Source organism: Pseudomonas sp. AF32 (assembly GCF_022342325.2).
GTDB lineage: Bacteria > Pseudomonadota > Gammaproteobacteria > Pseudomonadales > Pseudomonadaceae > Aquipseudomonas > Aquipseudomonas uvaldensis.
On record NZ_RQJK02000014.1, the window covers coordinates 21,547 to 40,604 of the forward strand.

At 61.8% G+C, this 19,058-nt stretch carries 12 protein-coding genes; 8 read left to right on the top strand and 4 right to left on the bottom strand.

Features of this window, described 5'->3' with window-relative positions; translation table 11 throughout:
* The first annotated feature begins 8 nt into the window (after positions 1 to 8).
* The 7 genes from EGM97_RS14610 to EGM97_RS14640 all read left to right on the top strand — a co-directional run bounded on the left by EGM97_RS14610 (position 9) and on the right by EGM97_RS14640 (position 9,079).
* Positions 9 to 737 carry a class I SAM-dependent methyltransferase gene (locus EGM97_RS14610; protein WP_238961199.1) on the top strand — a complete coding sequence of 243 codons (729 nt, stop codon included), beginning with the start codon at positions 9 to 11 and terminating at the stop codon, positions 735 to 737.
* Positions 734 to 1,237, top strand: a complete 504-nt coding sequence (locus tag EGM97_RS14615) for a hypothetical protein (RefSeq protein WP_238961200.1) — start codon at positions 734 to 736, stop codon at positions 1,235 to 1,237. The genes EGM97_RS14610 and EGM97_RS14615 overlap by 4 nt, the downstream gene beginning before the upstream one ends.
* The gene (locus EGM97_RS14620; RefSeq protein ID WP_238961201.1) at positions 1,234 to 2,430 is read left to right on the top strand and encodes a beta-ketoacyl-[acyl-carrier-protein] synthase family protein; all 1,197 of its coding nucleotides are present in this window, start codon (positions 1,234 to 1,236) and stop codon (positions 2,428 to 2,430) included. The genes EGM97_RS14615 and EGM97_RS14620 overlap by 4 nt, the downstream gene beginning before the upstream one ends.
* Positions 2,427 to 2,894 (top strand): hotdog family protein, encoded by a 468-nt coding sequence (locus tag EGM97_RS14625; RefSeq protein ID WP_238961202.1) that lies wholly within the window; start codon positions 2,427 to 2,429, stop codon positions 2,892 to 2,894. The genes EGM97_RS14620 and EGM97_RS14625 overlap by 4 nt, the downstream gene beginning before the upstream one ends.
* Positions 2,891 to 3,619 (top strand): 3-oxoacyl-ACP reductase FabG, encoded by a 729-nt coding sequence (fabG, locus tag EGM97_RS14630; RefSeq protein WP_238961203.1) that lies wholly within the window; start codon positions 2,891 to 2,893, stop codon positions 3,617 to 3,619. Before EGM97_RS14625 ends, fabG begins: the two co-directional genes overlap by 4 nt.
* Positions 3,619 to 4,845, top strand: coding sequence for a beta-ketoacyl-ACP synthase (locus EGM97_RS14635; protein WP_053147709.1), 1,227 nt, complete (start codon positions 3,619 to 3,621; stop codon positions 4,843 to 4,845). Before fabG ends, EGM97_RS14635 begins: the two co-directional genes overlap by 1 nt.
* Before the next feature lie 148 nt (positions 4,846 to 4,993).
* On the top strand, positions 4,994 to 9,079 hold the full coding sequence (locus EGM97_RS14640) for a dermonecrotic toxin domain-containing protein (protein WP_238961204.1): 4,086 nt from the start codon (positions 4,994 to 4,996) through the stop codon (positions 9,077 to 9,079).
* An 84-nt stretch (positions 9,080 to 9,163) separates the two neighbouring features.
* Here EGM97_RS14640 and EGM97_RS14645 read toward each other — a convergent pair whose 3' ends face one another.
* Positions 9,164 to 10,060 (bottom strand): LysR family transcriptional regulator, encoded by an 897-nt coding sequence (locus tag EGM97_RS14645; RefSeq protein WP_238961205.1) that lies wholly within the window; start codon positions 10,058 to 10,060, stop codon positions 9,164 to 9,166.
* Positions 10,061 to 10,179: 119 nt separating this feature from the next.
* On the opposite strand from EGM97_RS14645, the gene EGM97_RS14650 reads away from it, so the two are divergent.
* The gene (locus tag EGM97_RS14650) at positions 10,180 to 11,454 is read left to right on the top strand and encodes an MFS transporter (RefSeq protein ID WP_238961206.1); all 1,275 of its coding nucleotides are present in this window, start codon (positions 10,180 to 10,182) and stop codon (positions 11,452 to 11,454) included.
* Positions 11,455 to 11,542: 88 nt separating this feature from the next.
* Here EGM97_RS14650 and hemE read toward each other — a convergent pair whose 3' ends face one another.
* The 3 genes from hemE to gltB form a co-directional block, all read right to left on the bottom strand.
* Entirely contained in the window at positions 11,543 to 12,610 is a 1,068-nt protein-coding gene (gene hemE / locus EGM97_RS14655; RefSeq protein WP_238961207.1) for a uroporphyrinogen decarboxylase, read from the bottom strand.
* Between the two features lie 243 nt (positions 12,611 to 12,853).
* Positions 12,854 to 14,272 (bottom strand): FAD-dependent oxidoreductase, encoded by a 1,419-nt coding sequence (locus tag EGM97_RS14660; protein WP_003196992.1) that lies wholly within the window; start codon positions 14,270 to 14,272, stop codon positions 12,854 to 12,856.
* A 33-nt stretch (positions 14,273 to 14,305) separates the two neighbouring features.
* Complete coding sequence (gltB, locus tag EGM97_RS14665; protein ID WP_053147721.1) at positions 14,306 to 18,754, bottom strand: glutamate synthase large subunit; 4,449 nt, start codon at positions 18,752 to 18,754, stop codon at positions 14,306 to 14,308.
* Positions 18,755 to 19,058: the final 304 nt, after the last annotated feature.

Below are 19,058 nucleotides of genomic sequence, written 5' to 3' on the forward strand. Positions count from 1 at the left end.
GAGCGACCATGAGCTACCTGAGCGACAGTTACGTCGAAGAAACCCGCTTCGGCTTCTGGTTCCTGCGCAGCCATACCTGGCAGCACCATGTGCTGCGCGTGGCGATCAATGACTTGCGCAGCCTGTTCGACCATCCATTGCCCGCCAACCCGGTGCTGCTGGACGCGGGTTGCGGACAGGGCAAGTCGTTCCAGTACCTGCGTCAGGTATTCGCGCCGCAACGGCTGATCGGGGTCGACGCCGATCCCCACAGCCTCGCACTGAGTGCCGAAGAAGCCGAGCGCCAGGGCATGGCCGTGGAGCTGATCGGCAGCGACTGCGCGGTGCTGGCGGTACCGGATGCCAGCGTCGACCTGTTGTTCTGTCACCAGACTTTCCATCATCTGGTGGAGCAGGAAAAAGCCCTCGCCGAGTTCCATCGTGTGCTCAAGCCCGGCGGCTACCTGATGTTCGCCGAGTCCACCGAGGCCTATATCGATACCTGGGTGATCCGCTGGCTGTTCCGTCATCCCATGCAGGTACAGAAAAGCGCCGCGCAGTACCTGGAGATGATTCGTCGCCAAGGCTTCCGGTTCGAGGACCGCAATGTGTCCTATCCCTACCTGTGGTGGAGCCGCGCCAAGGACTTCGGCCTGCTGGAGCGCTGGGGCCTGCGCCGTCCCAAGCCGTTCGGCCAGCGAGAGGAAACCCTGGTCAACGTGGTAGCCCGCAAACCGCTCGAAGGAGCTGCAGGATGAGGCGAACGGCGTTCTTCCACAGCTTGTTATGGGGCTGCCTGTTGCTGCTCAGCGCCTGCGCCAGCCACGCACCTCTGCCTGAGCGCACGCCAACCCTGGCCCTGCCGTTGCAATTGCACATCGAGCGCCAGTTGGACGGCCAGCGCCAGGATTGGCTGCTGGTGGTCCAGCGCGAAGGCGCCGGCATTCGCTGGTCGATGATGGACCCGCTGGGGATTCCACAAGCCCGGCAACGCCTGGTCGATGGCCAGTGGCAGGCCGATGGGCTGCTACCACCCAATGCCGAGGCCCGGGAATTGTTCGCCGCGCTGTTGTTTGCCCTGACGCCCGAAGCCGAACTGTTCGATAATTACCCCGCGGCCCGGCGCCAGGAACAACCGCAGCAACGAACCCTGGATTCCCGTTGGCAGGTGCGCTACAAGCAGCCGCTGGATTTTGAACTGAGCCTGCCCGAAGGCCCGCGCTACCGCATCACGTCGTTGACCGAGAGCCCCCCATGACCGCCTATTTGAATGCCCTCGGTGTGATCTGTGCCCTGGGCCGCGATAAACACAGCGTTGCCCGCCATCTGTTCGCCGGCGATTGCTCGGGCCTGCGGGTCGAGGAAGGCTGGGTGGCCGAACGGGCGTTGCCGGTGGCGGCTGTAGCGGGTGAACTGGCGCCCATCCCCCACGCCCTCGCGGCCCATGGCAGCCGCAACAATCAGTTGCTGCTGGAAGCCGGATTGCAGATTCGCCCCGAGATCGACCGGGCCATCCAGGCCTATGGTCGCGCCCGCATCGGCATTGTCCTGGGCACCAGCACCTCGGGGATCGACGAAGCCAGCCATGGCATCGCCCATTACCTGCGCGAGCAACACTTTCCCGCGGGTTACGATTACCAGCAACAGGAACTCAGCGCGCCGGCCAACTTCCTGTCCGACTGGCTTGGCCTGAGCGGTCCCTCCTATGTGATCTCCACGGCCTGCACGTCCAGTGCCCGTGCCTTGATGAGCGCCCGACGGCTGCTCGACCTGGGCCTGTGCGACGCGGTGCTCTGCGGTGGCGTGGACAGCCTGTGCAAGTTGACCCTCAACGGGTTCTCGGCGCTCGAAGCAGTCTCCCAGGAGCGCTGCAATCCGTTTTCGGTGAACCGCAGCGGCATCAACATCGGCGAAGCGGCTGTGCTGTTTCTCATGAGCAAGACGCCTGGCGAAGGCGCGCCGATTGCCCTGCTGGGCGACGGCGCCAGCTCCGATGCCCACCATATTTCCGCCCCGGAGCCCAGCGGTCGCGGGGCGCGCCAGGCCATGGAAAAAGCCTTGCGCTGCGCAGGTCTCGAGGCCAGCCAGATCGACTACCTGAACCTGCACGGCACCGCCACGCAACACAACGACGCCATGGAAAGCCTCGCGGTGGCCGGGCTGTTCGCGGCGGGCGTGCCCTGCTCCTCCACCAAGCCCATGACCGGCCACACACTCGGCGCTGCCGGGGCACTGGAAGCGGCATTCTGCTGGTTGTGCCTGAGCGCCGAAAACACCGCAGGGGCCCTGCCGCCGCATGTCTGGGACGGTCAGGCCGACCCCGACCTGCCGCCCCTGGCCTGGACCGACGCCCACAGCCGCCTGGACCCGACCGTGCCCCGCCGCCTGATGAGCAATTCGTTCGCCTTCGGCGGCAACAACGTCAGCCTGATTATCGGAGACGCCCCATGATCAATTGGCCGCTCGCCGAGCTGCTGCCCCACGCGGGTGACATGATCCTTATCGACCGCGTCGTGGCGTTCGATGATGAACAGATCCGTACCCATGCCACCGTCAAGCCCGGCGGTCTGTTCAGCCTCGACAATGGCGCAATGCCGGCCTGGGTCGGCATCGAGCTGATGGCCCAGAGCGTCGCGGCCTTCGCCGGTTGTCATGCACGCCAGCGTGGCGACGCCGTGGCGCTGGGCTTTTTACTCGGCACCCGTAAGTTCGAGTGCAACGTCGAATATTTTCCAGCCGGCAGCGAGCTGAGCATCCATGGCATGCGGTCCCTGGAAGACGACAACGGCATGGGTGTATTCGAGTGCCATATCGAAGCACCCGGCATTCATGCCAGCGCTCGGCTGAACGTATTCCGCCCACCCCAGGCGGCCCACTATCTTCATGAACCGTCCGCAACAGGAAACCAGCCATGACTGAATCCGTACTGGTCACCGGCTCCAGCCGTGGTATCGGCCGCGCCATCGCCCTGCGCCTGGCCCAGGCCGGGCATGACATCGTGCTGCATTGCCGCAGCGGTCGTGCCGAGGCCAACGCTGTTCAGGTTGAAATCCAGGCCTTGGGCCGCAACGCCCGGGTGCTGCAATTCGACGTCTCCGACCGCGCCGCCTGCAAGGCCATTCTCGAAGCGGATGTCGAGACTCACGGCGCCTATTACGGCGTGGTACTCAACGCTGGCCTGACCCGCGACGGGGCCTTCCCGGCCTTGAGCGAAGAGGACTGGGACAGCGTGCTGCGCACCAATCTCGACGGTTTCTACAACGTGCTGCACCCGGTGATGATGCCGATGATCCGTCGTCGCGCCGCCGGACGAATCGTCTGCATCACCTCGGTCTCGGGGCTGATCGGCAACCGTGGCCAGGTCAATTACAGCGCCTCGAAGGCCGGATTGATCGGCGCGGCCAAGGCGTTGGCGATCGAACTGGGCAAGCGCAAGATCACCGTCAACTGCGTCGCGCCCGGCCTGATCGATACCGCTATGCTCGATGAAAACGTGCCCGTGGAAGAATTGATGAAAATGATCCCCGCCCAACGCATGGGCACCCCGGAAGAAGTCGCCGGCGCGGTGAACTTCCTGATGTCCGCCGAGGCCGGCTACATCACCCGGCAGGTCCTGGCCGTCAACGGAGGCTTGTGCTGATGAAGCGTGTCGTCGTCACCGGCATGGCCGGCATCACCTCCGTAGGCAGCGACTGGGAAACCATCGCCGCCAACTTCGCCGCCAACCGCAGCGGCATCCGGCGCATGCATGAGTGGGATCGTTTCACCGAATTGAATACGCGCCTGGCCGGGCCTGTGGATGATTTCCAGGTCCCCGCCCACTGGACACGCAAGCAGTTGCGCAGCATGGGCCGGGTCTCCCGGATGGCGGTGAGTGCTGCGGAACAAGCCCTGGCCGACGCTGGCCTGCTGCATGACGAATCGATCAAGGACGGGCGCATGGGCGTTTCCTGCGGTTCGTCCACCGGCAGCACCGACGAGGTCAAGGCATTCGGCAACATGCTGCTCAACGGCGTGGCCGAAGGGCTGAACGCCAATTCCTACGTGCGGATGATGCCCCATACGACGGCGGCCAATATCAGCATCTTCTTCGGGCTTACCGGGAGGATGATCCCCACGTCCAGCGCCTGCACCAGCGGCAGCCATGGCATCGGCTATGCCTACGAGGCGATCAAGTTCGGCCGGTTGCCATTGATGCTGGCCGGCGGCGCGGAAGAGCTGTGCCCGACCGAAGCGATGGTCTTCGACGCCCTCTACGCCACCAGCCTGAAGAACGATGCGCCCAACACCAGTCCGCGCCCCTATGACAAGGACCGCGATGGCCTGGTGATCGGCGAAGGCGCCGGCATGCTGGTCCTTGAAGAACTGGAACATGCCCTGGCGCGTGGCGCTCGCATTCATGCCGAAGTCGTCGGCTTCGGCAGCAATGCCGACGGCCAGCACGCCACCCGTCCTGAACAGGCCACCATGCGCCGGGCGATGGAGCTGGCCCTGGAGGACGCCGGCCTTGCGCCCGCTGCCATCGGCTACGTCAATGGCCACGGCACCGCCACCGAGCAGGGCGACATCGCCGAAACCCTGGCCACCAGCAGCCTGTTCGGCGAACACATGCCCATCAGCTCGCAGAAAAGCTTTCTCGGCCATACGCTGGGGGCCTGCGGGGCGCTGGAGTCCTGGTTCAGCATCGAAATGATGAACCGCGACCGCTATGTGCACACCTTCAACCTGGACGAAGTCGATCCCCAGTGCGGCAAGCTCGACTACCTGCGCAACGAATTCCGCTCGATGAGCCACGAATACGTGATGAACAACAACTTCGCCTTTGGCGGGGTCAACACGTCGCTGATTTTCCGTCGTTGGCGTTGAACCCTGTCTACCGTGGTCAGACGATGGGAGACAGAATCCACTCCCTTTCTTATGCCGCCTCGCGCCGCCAGGTGCGGTATCTATATACCGCACGCTTCTGGCGCCACTCCAATAGGTTGCTCTTCCGAAAACAACTCAGGAAGAGCACATGCCGGACAACAATCCATCCACTCCCTCTTTCAGCTCGCCCCAGGCCGATAGCGCTGCGTTGACGAACCGACTCACGGCATCGCAACAGCAGATGATCCGCTTGAACGATGCCATTCCGCGGGCTTCGCAAATCGCGAAGCAGCATCTGGACTACTGGTTCAAACACACCTTTCCCGCCTTGGCGGACAACGTGCACGTCAATGAACTGGCCGTGTACACACGACGAGAAGAGGCTATTCCTCCAACCGAGCGCACCAACGAAGGGCCCGTCACACGCCGGGTGACGGACACGGTGGCCCTCGACACGCTGGTCTGGCGGACCATCGCCGGCAAGGTCGATACGCGCGAATTTTTCCTCGAACTGGACGACATCGATGTCATCGCGAATCAGGGCGAAACCACGCAAATGTTGCCAGCGCTGAACAGCCGTAGCGCAAAGGAAGAACTCAGGCGAATGGTCGGCACCCTGGCGGCATCCTTCGGGCAGCTACTGACGCAGGCATTGAATGACTTCTGGGACAAACCTGCCGGGTTCAGCCAGGGACACCACGTCGGCGACTGGCTGGCGCTGCAGTTCGGTACACAACTCAAGGCCCAGGTCGATCTTCATCTCCTGGACGGGACGCTGAGCCTGCAGATGCATAAGGCGGTGGCAGACCTGGCGCTGGCGGCCCTGGACGCGCCGTCTCGCGCCAGCATTGCAGAGCGTTTGCGACCCGGCGTCTACGTTGCGGACATTACGCCCGAGGGATGGGGATTCAGCGTACCGCTGAGCTCTGCCATCGCACTTACCCAACACGACAGCAACGACCATCCGGGACACGCGGTGTTGTACAGCCCGGGCGACCCGCTGGAGATCCACGGGGACCTGGCAGCACTGAAAGCCGGCCTGAAAAAAGAGGCTGGCGCCGCTGACAGGGTGGGCATCACCCCTGTGGCCGAGAACTTCCTCGCCCATCTGGTCGCGGACTTGCGGGCGACTCAGAAGGCAGCCCTGAATGATGTCTTGCTGGACGGCCCGGCCGAAGGCGAAAAACTCAGCGGATGGGTCAGCAGGATGGACGCCACGGCGAGCATCGGCGACAGGCTGGACCTGGCGGGGGTCATGGACGAGCGCGAACTGCGATTGAACCAGAAAAAACTGGATGACTGGCTGCATGGCAATCCGAACGTCACTGGCAGCGACCGCGTGGCGTGGTGGAGAGCGGTGCAGGATCTACAAAAAACCCTGGAAGACGTGTCGCCATCACCGGATCCGGTGACCCTGGCCACCCAGGACGCGCTCCAGGAGCGGGTTCGTGGACTGCTTGTCCGGTTCATCAAGGAAAAGCACGTCCCGGCCGACCCTGACCGAATCATCCTGAGTATCCGCAAGCAGGTCCTCGATCCACACGCGCCGACAGGTGAATCGCCATTTGGCTCAGGCGTAGCGCTGGACAAGGTCAAAGCCATAGTCGATGACCGCCGTTCCATGACGCAGTGGGCGATGTCCAACCTGACCCCGGACGAACGCAATGCCGCTCACGTAACCGTGGAAGGACCACTGAGCTTCGCGCAGATCGTGCATGTCATCGAGCGAGCGAACGTAGGCACCCGGCTACCGGCCGAACTGCAACTGGCAGCGCGCAGTCGCCAGCCGCAATGGATGGCTGTGAAAGCCAGACAGATGCGCGCCCAGGCCTGGGCCGCCCATATCTCCGGCGACTTGAGGCATGACAAGGACAAGACCGGACTCAACCTGGTGCTGACCGCGCTGGACAGCCCGGAGCCGCAAGGCCGTCGACAGGTCAACGGCCACGAGGTGGTGGTCCGACAGATTCAATGGGGCCGCAGCGTGCTGAAGGAAATCCTTGTATTCGGGGTCAAGACACTGGCGAGCCGCCCCTCGCTGACGCTGTACACCCCGGGGGCACCGGACGGCAAAACATTCAGGGACGTCGATGCGAACAGTGATCGAGCGTTGGAAACAGCCTTGGTGCAAACGCTTACCGCCACGCTGGAAATGACCCGCTGGCTGATCTCGCAACTGCCACTGCCGGAACAGGCCGATCAACTGGCCAGCCTGGTCCCTGCATCGGAAAACCTGACGCTCAACGAGCAGATCAAGAAGATTACGCAACCGAGCTTCTCGTGGATAAAACACAGGGTCCAGGATGATTTTGCGTCGAATGTCTATTCGCCCGTGGTCAAGGAAAACCTGTTCAAGGCACTGCATGAGACCCAGATCACCCACGCGCTCCAGACCGCGGGTTCGCTGATCGTGAGCAATGCCGAACGCGACAGCGCCGCGGCACAGGACGGACGTCGCAAGGGTGTCGCGTTATTGACCGGCGCAATGGCCATGTTTTACGCCGGCCGCCTGGGCGGAGTGCTGGGCCGCGCGATCCTGCCGACCATGGCGGGCGGTGCCGCGGTATCGGCGGTCCAGGATGAAGGCGGCAGCTTCAGTCAGTGGGCGCAAGACTTTATCAGCGGATTGGGCGATGTGCTGGCAGAGGCCGGACAGGATCTGATCATGGCCGGCGCGGCGCGTCGTCGCAGCATGGGGCGCCCGATGCTGTCCTCGCTGCCTCGCATGCCGGCCCCCGAGCTGGAACCCTTCGTTCTGAAAGGCTTCAATGGCAAGGGTTGGGTGCCCGAAGGACGTGACCGGTATCGGGACGCCGGCGGGCAAGGCTACCTGAAGCTGGGCAAGGACTATTGCAAGACCGCGATACAGGAAGGCGAGCAGATTATCTACGCGTCCAACAACCGGTCGAACCAGCGAAGGGTGGCCTGGAAAAACGGTCGCTGGCAACTCCAGGAACCGCTGCGACTGCTCGGTGGCGGAAACCTGCAGAACCCGTTCAGCCGGACCCCGGAGACCGCGCAGCGCAAAACCTACAACGCCTTGGTCGAAGGGGTCCTGGTGGATCATCACTGGCCCTCCCGCAAGGTGCTCTCCATCGCGAGAAAAGTCATCCACTCGATGCCCGACGAACTGGCCGAGCGCATCCTGCGCGAGAGCATGAGCGACCTCGGCCTCGACGACATAAACACCTATCGCTCACGGATAGACGCCATAAACAAAGGACTGCGCAGCTTCACGCCCCATAAGACCCACCATGAAAACCTGATGTACAAATACAACGTTTGGCAAGCCGTCGATTACTGTACCCAGGACCTCCAGACCCAAGGCGTGCCACTCAACTCGGCCCAGAAAATCCGAATCTTCGACATGACACTGCCGCTCAGGCGTGAGCTTTTCGACCGTGAAGGCAATTTCAAGATGATGATGTCGTCCCTGCCCGACAACCTCACCGGTGCACTGTTCGTCACGATCATTCCTGAACAGGGCAAGAAGAAAGCCGCAATGACCAAGATACAGGCGGATATCAATGACGTGGTGGCCGCCGCCGAACAAAGAGTCTGGACCGAGCTGGGGACCGACTTCCCCGGGGAAGGACCTGACGTCGACGCCGCAAAGAGAAAGTACAAGGAAACGCCTGAAAACTTTGCGGTGTACAAGAGCAAGAAGCTGGAAATCTTCAGGGAAGAAATGAAGAAACGACACAAGCCCGGACTCTTGACGGAGATCCGCAACAATAAGATTCCCTATCTCATCGTCAACAAAGGCAAATCGCTGCGCAAAACCCTGCTGGTAACTCAGGAGGACATCACCGATTTCAATAAAAAACTTTCCAACTACGACACTTTCGATATCGAGGTGATGACCCAGGTCCCTTCGAAAAAAGTACCTGGCAAGACCCCGACCGTCAGCACGCCTGCAACCCCGCCGGAAACATCGCCGGTCAAGGATACGTTCGTCGTAAGCGCCAGCACCCTGGCGGAAACACAGATGTCCTATAACAGCTTCCCGGACGCGGCCAAGACCAAAATCACGGAGATCATGGACGACATTCGCGCCGGCAGGGCAACCACCAAGCGAATCCACAAATACTATTGGTATGACATGGCCCAGCTCTCCCCCGGAAGCGGCAGAGGCGCATGGCGTGCGGCGTTCGAACGCAAGGGCGATACCTGGACGCTGCAGGGTTTCTATGACTACCACGTCAATAAACCTGCGACGGTCTGGGAGGGTTGAATAACAATACGCGAGCAAACACAAGCCCCTGCAGGCTGGGGGCTTGTTGGAGAATGAGGATCTCGGACGATATTGACAGACAGGTCAGGAGGTTTCGGTATCGCTGGTCAACAACGCCACAAACCCCTTCGCCATCGGCGAACGCTGGTCCTTGCGCTGTACCAACCACACCGCCGAGACTGCCGCCGGATCGAGCAGCGGTAGATAGACCACGCCATCGATTCGCATCCGCTGGTAGGAGGCTGGCAACACCGAGACGCCCAGCCCCGCCGCCACCAGACCGATGATGGTCATGGCTTCTCCAGCTTCCTGGGCGAAATGCGGACTGAAGCCGGCATCTCGTGCCAGGTTCAGGAGTTGTGCATACAGGCCGCTGCCGTAGCTGCGGGGAAAGAACACGAAGGGTTCCTGGGCCAACGCCGAGAGAAACAGTCCTTTTTTGTTGCCCTGGGCCAGTGGATGTTTGGCGCTGAGCACAGCCACCAGCGGCTCGCGGCTCAGTTCAATGACGCCCAGGCTATCGGGCAGTGGCAAGGGACGCATGATGCCGACCTCGATCGTTTCGTCCATCAGTGCGTCGGCCACTTGGGTACTGCTCATTTCCCGCAAGGTCAAATGCACGGCGGGATAACGTTGGCGGAAGGTGAAAATCGCTTGGGGAATGGTGGAATTGAACGGCGCCGAGGAGGTGAAACCGATCTTCAGTTCCCCCAGCTCACCCAACTGAGCGCGGCGGGCCACGTCAGCCGCCTTATCGACCTGGGCCAACACCCGACGCGCCTCTTCCAGGAACAACCGCCCAGCCTCGCTCAGCTCGACCCGACGATTGGTGCGCTCGAACAATCGCGCACCGATCTCTTGTTCCAGTGCCTGGATCTGCTGGCTCAAGGGTGGCTGGGAGATGCCCAGCGCCAGCGCGGCACGGCCAAAATGCAGTTCCTCGGCCACGGCAATGAAGTAACGCAGATGACGCAATTCCATAGGCATCCCAATAAGTCGCTGAACGTCTTAAACAGGTCGAACAATATATTGGATAGAAACATTAGCCGGCTATATGCTTTTTTCATTGCCTGCCTGGCCGTGCTCTCCCGAGGTTCATCGTGAAAACCGTTGTCGCTCCGCTGGCCCATGAAATCCCCCCTCGCATACAGGACGAAGTCGCTGCCGAACTGAAAGACATCTACATCGAAAAAGGCACCGCGATGTTCATGCACACGGTACTCGCGCTGTTTTGCGGAGGCTTCGCGACTTTTGCCCTGTTGTATTGTGTGCAGCCGATGATGCCGTTGCTGTCGTCGGAGTTTTCCATCAACGCCGCCCAGAGCAGCCTGATCCTGTCGGTGGCGACCGGCCTGCTCGCCATCGGCCTGTTGATCACCGGTCCGATTTCCGATCGCATCGGCCGCAAACCAGTGATGGTCGCCGCACTGTTCGCTGCGGCGCTGTGCACGATTGCCAGCGCGATGATGCCGACCTGGCACGGCGTGCTGGTATTGCGTGCCCTCGTAGGGTTGTCATTGAGCGGGCTGGCAGCGGTCGCGATGACCTACCTGAGCGAAGAAATCCACCCCAGGCACATCGGCCTGGCGATGGGACTGTATATCGCCGGCAACGCCATCGGCGGCATGTGCGGGCGGCTGATCGCCGGTGTTTTGATCGATTTCGTCAGCTGGCATACCGCAATGCTGGTGATCGGCGGCCTCGCACTGATTGCCGCGGCGGTGTTCTGGCGGATCCTGCCAGAGTCGCGCAACTTCCGCCCACGCTCGCTGCATCCACGCAGCCTGTTGGACGGTTTCACCCTGCACTTTCGCGATGCCGGTTTGCCGTTGTTGTTCCTCGAAGCCTTTGTCTTGATGGGCGCGTTCGTGACGTTATTCAACTACATCGGCTACCGGCTGCTGGCCGCGCCCTATCATCTGGATCAGGCGTTCGTCGGGTTGCTGTCGGTGGTGTACTTGTCGGGGATCTACAGTTCGGCGAAAGTCGGTGCGCTGGCTGACAAGGTCGGTCGGCGCAAGATGCTCTGGGTGACTATCGCACTGATGCTGGCTGGCCTCGCCTTGACCATGGTGACGCCGCTGTCGGTGGTGATCGTGGGTATGCTGGTGTTCACCTTCGGCTTCTTCGGTGCACATTCGGTCGCCAGCAGCTGGATCGGTCGCCGCGCCCTTAAAGCCAAGGGCCAGGCTTCGTCACTTTATCTGTTCAGCTATTACGCCGGGTCGAGCGTCGCGGGTACCGCAGGCGGCGTGGCCTGGCACCTCGGCGGTTGGAACGGCATCGGCCTGTTCATTGCCACGCTGCTGATGGTGGCGTTGCTGGTAGCGGTGAAACTGGCGAAGCTGCCACCATTGGAAAATATAAGCGCCTGAAGCAAAAGATCGCGGCCTGCGTCCGCTTCTACAGATTCACTCTGAGTAGAAGCGGACGCAGGCCGCGATCTTGTTCAAGGCGTTGTAATCAGTCGTGATACTGCGCCGACAATTCATGCACCGCCCGCAGGAACGCACCGGCGTGTTCCGGGTCGACTTCCGGCGTAATGCCATGACCCAGGTTGAACACATGGCCACTGCCCTTGCCGTAGCTGGCCAGGATGCGTCCGACTTCAGCGCGGATAGCCTCAGGTTTGGCGTAGAGCACGGTCGGGTCCATGTTGCCTTGCAGCGCGACCTTGTCGCCGACGCGCGCACGGGCGTTGCCGATGTCGCAGGTCCAGTCCAGGCCCAGGGCGTCGGCACCGGCATCGGCGATACTTTCGAGCCACAAACCGCCGTTCTTGGTGAACAGGATCACCGGTACCTGGCGACCTTCGTGCTCGCGGATCAGGCCACTGACAATCTTGCGCATGTAGGCCAGGGAGAACTCCTGATACGCCGCTGCCGACAGGTTGCCGCCCCAGGTATCGAAGATCTGCACCGCTTGCGCGCCGGCCAGGATCTGGCCATTGAGGTAGGACGTGACCGACTGCGCCAGCTTGTCCAGCAACAGGTGCATGGCTTGTGGGTTGTCGTAGAGCATGGCCTTGGTCTTGCGGAAGTCCTTGGACGAACCGCCCTCGACCATGTAGGTCGCCAGGGTCCAGGGGCTACCGGAGAAGCCGATCAGCGGCACGCGACCGTTGAGTTCACGGCGGATGGTGCTGACCGCGTCCATGACGTAGCCCAGGTCCTTTTGCGGATCGGGGATCGGCAAGGCCTCGATGTCGGCCAGGGTGCTGACGACTTTCTTGAAACGCGGACCTTCACCGGTCTCGAAGTACAAGCCCTGGCCCATGGCGTCGGGAATGGTCAGGATGTCGGAAAACAGGATCGCCGCGTCCAGCTGCGGATAGCGATCCAGCGGTTGCAGCGTAACCTCGCAAGCGAACTGCGGGTTCATGCACAGGCTCATGAAGTCGCCGGCCTTGGCGCGGCTGGCGCGGTACTCGGGCAGGTAGCGACCGGCCTGGCGCATCATCCACACCGGGGTGACGTCAACGGGTTGCTTGAGCAGGGCGCGAAGGAAACGGTCGTTCTTCAGGGCAGTCATGTCGGCATCCGGAAAAAAAGTGCGGGCATTTTCTCAGAGCGCGACGCAAAAGGCACGGCGAGAGCCGTGCCTTTTATCTATCGGGGCAATTTGTCGCGGTGGAGCCCGGTTTCTGGCAACTCCACAAAAACCTGTGGGAGCGGGCTTGCTCGCGAAAGCGGTGTGTCAGGCAACATATTTATCAACTGATACACCGCATTCGCGAGCAAGCCCGCTCCCACATTAGGGTTGTGTGTCGTCTGGTCAGACTTGCAGATAATCCAGGATCCCTTCCGCCGCATTGCGGCCTTCGAAGATCGCCGTCACCACCAGGTCCGAACCACGCACCATGTCGCCACCGGCGAAGATCTTCGGGTTGCTGGTCTGGTGCTTGTACTGGCCCTGCTCCGGGGCCACGACACGGCCCTGGCTGTCGGTCTGGATGCTGAACTGCTCGAACCACGGCGCCGGGCTCGGGCGGAAGCCGAAGGCAATCACCACGGCGTCGGCCGGGATGATTTCTTCGGAGCCCGGGATCGGCTCGGGACTACGACGGCCACGGGCGTCCGGTTCGCCGAGACGGGTCTCGACCACCTTCACGCCTTCGACCTTGTCTTCACCGACGATAGCAATCGGCTGGCGGTTGTAGAGAAACTTCACGCCTTCTTCCTTGGCGTTCTTCACCTCTTTGCGCGAGCCGGGCATGTTGGCTTCGTCACGACGGTAGGCGCAGGTCACCGACTTGGCGCCCTGGCGGATCGAGGTGCGGTTGCAGTCCATCGCCGTGTCGCCACCGCCCAGGACCACGACCTTCTTGCCCTTCATGTCGACGAAATCTTCCGGCGACTTTTCAAAGCCCAGGTTGCGGTTGACGTTGGCGATCAGGAAGTCCAGCGCGTCATACACGCCCGGCAGGTCCTCACCGGCAAAACCGCCCTTCATGTAGGTGTAGGTGCCCATGCCCATGAACACCGCATCGTATTCCTCGAGCAGTTGTTCCATGGTCACATCCTTGCCCACCTCAGTGTTCAGGCGGAACTCGATGCCCATGCCGGTGAAGACTTCGCGACGGTTGCTCAGAACGGTCTTTTCCAGCTTGAACTCGGGGATGCCGAAGGTCAGCAGACCTCCGATTTCCGGATTCTTGTCGAACACCACCGGGGTCACGCCGCCGCGCACCAGCACGTCGGCACAGCCCAGGCCCGCCGGGCCGGCACCGATGATCGCCACGCGCTTGCCGGTCGGCTTGACCTTGGACATGTCCGGACGCCAGCCCATGGCGAACGCGGTGTCGGTGATGTACTTCTCCACCGAACCGATGGTCACCGCGCCGAAACCGTCGTTCAAGGTGCACGCACCTTCGCACAGACGGTCCTGCGGGCACACCCGGCCGCAGACTTCCGGCAGGGTGTTGGTCTGGTGAGACAGCTCGGCGGCCTGGAGGATGTTGCCCTCGGCCACCAGCTTCAACCAGTTGGGAATGAAGTTGTGCACCGGGCACTTCCATTCGCAGTACGGGTTACCGCAACCCAGGCAACGGTGGGCCTGGTCGGCCGACTGTTGGGGTTTGAAAGGCTCGTAGATTTCCACGAATTCTTTCTTGCGTTGACGCAACAGTTTCTTCTTCGGATCCTTGCGCCCGACATCGATGAACTGGAAGTCGTTATTCAGACGTTCAGCCATTATTAAAACCTCATCAAACTCTTCAGGCGCATATCACTGCGGGTTGGCACGGGTGCTGGAAAGCAACGACTTGAGGTTGGCAGCCTTGGGCTTGACCAGCCAGAAGCGACGCACATAGTCGTCGAGGTTTTCGGCGAGTTCACGCCCCCACTCACTCTGGGTTTCCTCGACATACTCGTCCAGTACGCGTTGCAGGTGGCTGCGGTAGGCTTCCATGGCCTCGCCGCTGATCCGCTGGATTTCCACCAGTTCGTGGTTGACCCGGTCAACGAAGGTGTTGTCCTGGTCAAGCACATAGGCGAAACCGCCGGTCATGCCAGAGCCGAAGTTGTAACCGGTCTTGCCCAGTACACAGACGAAACCACCGGTCATGTACTCGCAGCAGTGATCGCCAGTGCCTTCCACCACAGTGTGGGCCCCGGAGTTGCGCACGGCGAAACGCTCGCCCGCGGTGCCGGCGGCGAACAGCTTGCCGCCGGTGGCGCCGTACAGGCAGGTGTTGCCGATGATGGCACTGTCCTGAGTCTTATAGGCGCTGCCTTTGGGCGGAACGATGACCAGCTTGCCGCCGGTCATGCCCTTGCCGACATAGTCGTTGGCGTCGCCTTCCAGGTACAGGTTCAGGCCGCCGGCGTTCCAGACGCCGAAGCTCTGGCCCGCCGTGCCCTTGAAGCGGAACGTGATCGGCGCCTGGGCCATGCCCTGGTTGCCATGCTTGCGAGCGATTTCGCCGGAGATCCGCGCGCCGATGGAACGATCGCAGTTGCAGATGTCCAGTTCGAACTCGGCACCGCTCAGGTCGTTGATCGCCGAAGCGGCCATCGCGACCATCTTCTCGGCCAGCTCGCCCTTGTCGAACGGCGGGTTGCGGTCCACTTGGCAGAACTGTGGTTTGTCCGCCGGAATATGCTCGCTGCCCAGCAACGGGGTCAGGTCCAGATGATGCTGCTTGGCAGTCTGGCCCTCGATCACTTCCAGCAGATCGGTACGGCCGATGAGTTCTTCGAGCGAGCGCACGCCCAGCTTCGCCAGCCATTCACGGGTTTCTTCGGCCACGTAGGTGAAGAAGTTCACCACCATGTCGACGGTGCCGATGTAGTGATCCTTGCGCAGCTTCTCGTTCTGGGTCGCCACGCCGGTGGCGCAGTTGTTCAGGTGACAGATGCGCAGGTATTTGCAACCCAGGGCAATCATCGGCGCGGTACCGAAGCCGAAGCTCTCGGCGCCGAGGATGGCGGCCTTGATCACGTCCAGGCCGGTTTTCAGGCCACCGTCGGTCTGCACCCGGACCTTGCCACGCAGGTCGTTGCCACGCAGGGTCTGGTGGGTTTCCGCCAGGCCCAGCTCCCACGGCGCGCCGGCATATTTGATGGACGTCAGCGGTGATGCACCGGTGCCGCCGTCGTAGCCGGAGATGGTGATCAGGTCGGCATAGGCCTTGGCGACACCGGCGGCGATGGTACCGACGCCGGCCTCCGCTACCAGTTTCACCGAGACCAGGGCCTTCGGGTTTACCTGTTTGAGGTCGAAGATCAGTTGCGACAGGTCTTCGATCGAATAGATGTCGTGATGCGGTGGCGGCGAGATCAGCGTCACGCCAGGTACCGCATAACGCAGCTTGGCGATCAGACCATTGACCTTGCCGCCCGGCAACTGACCGCCCTCGCCGGGCTTGGCGCCTTGGGCAACCTTGATCTGCAGCACCTCGGCGTTGACCAGGTACTCCGGTGTCACACCGAAGCGGCCGGTGGCGACCTGCTTGATTTTCGAGCTCTTGATGGTGCCGTAGCGCGCCGGGTCCTCACCGCCTTCACCGGAGTTGGAACGCGCACCGAGACGGTTCATGGCTTCGGCCAGGGCTTCGTGAGCCTCAGGCGACAACGCACCCAGGGAGATGCCGGCGGAATCGAAGCGCTTGAGCACCGATTCAAGCGGCTCCACTTCGCTGATGTCCAGCGGCGTGTCCAGGGTCTTGACCTTGAGCAGGTCGCGGATCATCGACACCGGACGGTTGTCCACCAGCGACGTGTATTCCTTGAACTTGGCGTAGTCGCCCTGCTGCACGGCGGCCTGCAGGGTGTTGACCACGTCCGGGTTGTAGGCGTGGTATTCGCCACCATGGACGAACTTCAGCAGGCCACCCTGCTGGATCGGCTTGCGCGGACTCCAGGCTTCGGCGGCCAGGGCCTTCTGCTCGGCTTCGATGTCGACGAAACGCGCGCCCTTGATGCGGCTCGGCACGCCACGGAAACTCAGCTCGCACACCTCCTCGGACAGGCCGATGGCCTCGAACAGCTGCGCACCGCGATACGACGCGATGGTCGAGATACCCATCTTGGACAGGATCTTGAGCAGCCCCTTGGTGATGCCCCTGCGGTAGTTCTTGAACACCTCATAGAGGTCACCCAGCACTTCACCGGTACGGATCAGGTCACCCAGTACTTCATAGGCCAGGAACGGATACACCGCCGAAGCACCAAAGCCGATCAACACCGCGAAATGATGCGGATCGCGGGCGGTGGCAGTTTCCACCAAGATGTTGGAATCGCAGCGCAGGCCTTTTTCGGTCAGGCGATGGTGCACCGCACCGGTGGCCAGCGAAGCGTGGATCGGCAGCTTGCCCGGCATGATGTGGCGGTCGCTGAGCACGATCTGGGTGCGACCGGCGCGCACGGCTTCCTCAGCCTGATCGGCGACGTTGCGGATGGCCGCTTCCAGGCCGACGCTTTCGTCGTAGTTCAAGTCGATGACCTGGCGCGCAAAGCCTGGGCGGTCAAGGTTGGTCAACGAACGCCACTTGGCCGGGGAAATGACCGGCGAGCTCAGGATCACCCGCGAGGCGTGCTCCGGCGATTCCTGGAAGATGTTGCGCTCGGCGCCCAGGCAGATTTCCAGCGACATGACGATCGCTTCGCGCAGCGGGTCGATCGGCGGGTTGGTCACCTGAGCGAACTGTTGGCGGAAGTAGTCGTACGGCGTGCGCACGCGCTGCGACAGCACCGCCATCGGCGTGTCGTCGCCCATGGAGCCGACCGCTTCGTAGCCCTGCTCGCCCAACGGACGCAGCACCTGGTCACGCTCTTCGAACGTGACCTGGTACATCTTCATGTACTGCTTGAGCTGATCGACATCGTAGAACGCCGAGCCATGGTCGTTATCTTCCATGGTCGCCTGGATGCGCAGGGCATTCTTGCGCAGCCATTGCTTGTAGGGATGACGGGACTTGAGGCGGTTGTCGATAGCGTCGGTGTCGAGGATCTGGCCGGTTTCGGTGTCCACGGCAAAGATCTGGCCCGGGCCTACGCGGCCCTTGGCGATGACGTCTTCGGGCTGGTAGTTCCAGACACCGATTTCCGAAGCCAGGGTGATGAAACCGTTGCTGGTAGTGACCCAGCGCGCCGGGCGCAGACCGTTACGGTCCAGCAGGCACACGGCGTAGCGACCGTCGGTCATCACGATACCGGCCGGGCCGTCCCACGGCTCCATGTGCATGGAGTTGTACTCGTAGAAAGCCCGCAGGTCCGGGTCCATGGTTTCGACGTTCTGCCAGGCCGGCGGCACCAGCATGCGCACGCCACGGAACAGGTCGATGCCGCCGGTCACCATCAGTTCGAGCATGTTGTCCATGCTCGAAGAGTCCGAACCTACGCGGTTGACCAGTGGGCCAAGTTCGTCCAGGTCCGGCATCAGGTCATTGGCGAACTTGGTGCGACGGGCCTGGGCCCAGTTGCGGTTGCCGGTGATGGTGTTGATCTCGCCGTTGTGGGCGAGGAAGCGGAACGGCTGGGCCAGCGGCCATTTCGGCAAGGTGTTGGTGGAGAAGCGCTGGTGGAATACGCAGATCGCGGTCTTCAGGCGCTCGTCGCTCAGGTCCGGATAGAAGGCGGTAAGGTCCGCCGGCATCATCAGGCCTTTATAGATGATGGTCTTGTTGGAGAAGCTGCAGATGTAGTGGTCGGTGTCGGCGGCGTTGGCCACGGACGAACGACGACGGGAGCTGAACAGCTTGATCGCCATTTCCTGGTCGCTCAGGCCTTCGCCGGCGATGAACACTTGCTCGATCTGCGGCAGGCGCGCCAGGGCCAGGCTACCCAGGACGCTGGTGTCGATCGGCACCTTGCGCCAGCCCACCAATTGCAGGCCGGCGGCCAGGATCTCGCGATTCATGTTTTCGCGAGCCGCCTGGGCCTTCACCGGATCCTGGTTGAAAAACACCATGCCCACGGCGTACTGCTTGGGCAGGGTCACACCAAACGTTTCCTGGGCAACGGCACGCAGGAACTCATCAGGCTTTTGAATCAGCAAGCCACAACCGTCGCCGGTCTTGCCGTCAGCGTTGATCCCACCGCGGTGGGTCATGCAGGTCAGGGCCTCAATGGCGGTTTGCAAAAGGGTATGGCTGGGTTCGCCCTGCATGTGGGCTATCAGGCCAAAACCGCAGTTATCCTTGAACTCATCGGGTTGGTACAGACCTGCTTTCATAGACACTTTCTCACCAGGCTGCCTCTTATCGAGACAAATTTCTTTTCAATTCAACCAGTTGCATATCGCGCCGAACGTACGCCGGCTTTGCGGGGGCAAAAGGGTGGTCATTGTACATGCCGACACAGGCGCCCACAAATTTGACGACGAACTGTCGCAAATCCATGTCGCATTTGTGAAAGGTTTAAAGCTATACGCTGTGCTAGTCAAAACTTTTTTGGGTTCGACCGCTGCGACTCAAACGCTACTATGACGCAGACACCACAAGGCGCGCGGCCTGGAAAGGTCGCCCGCCCTTGCGGAA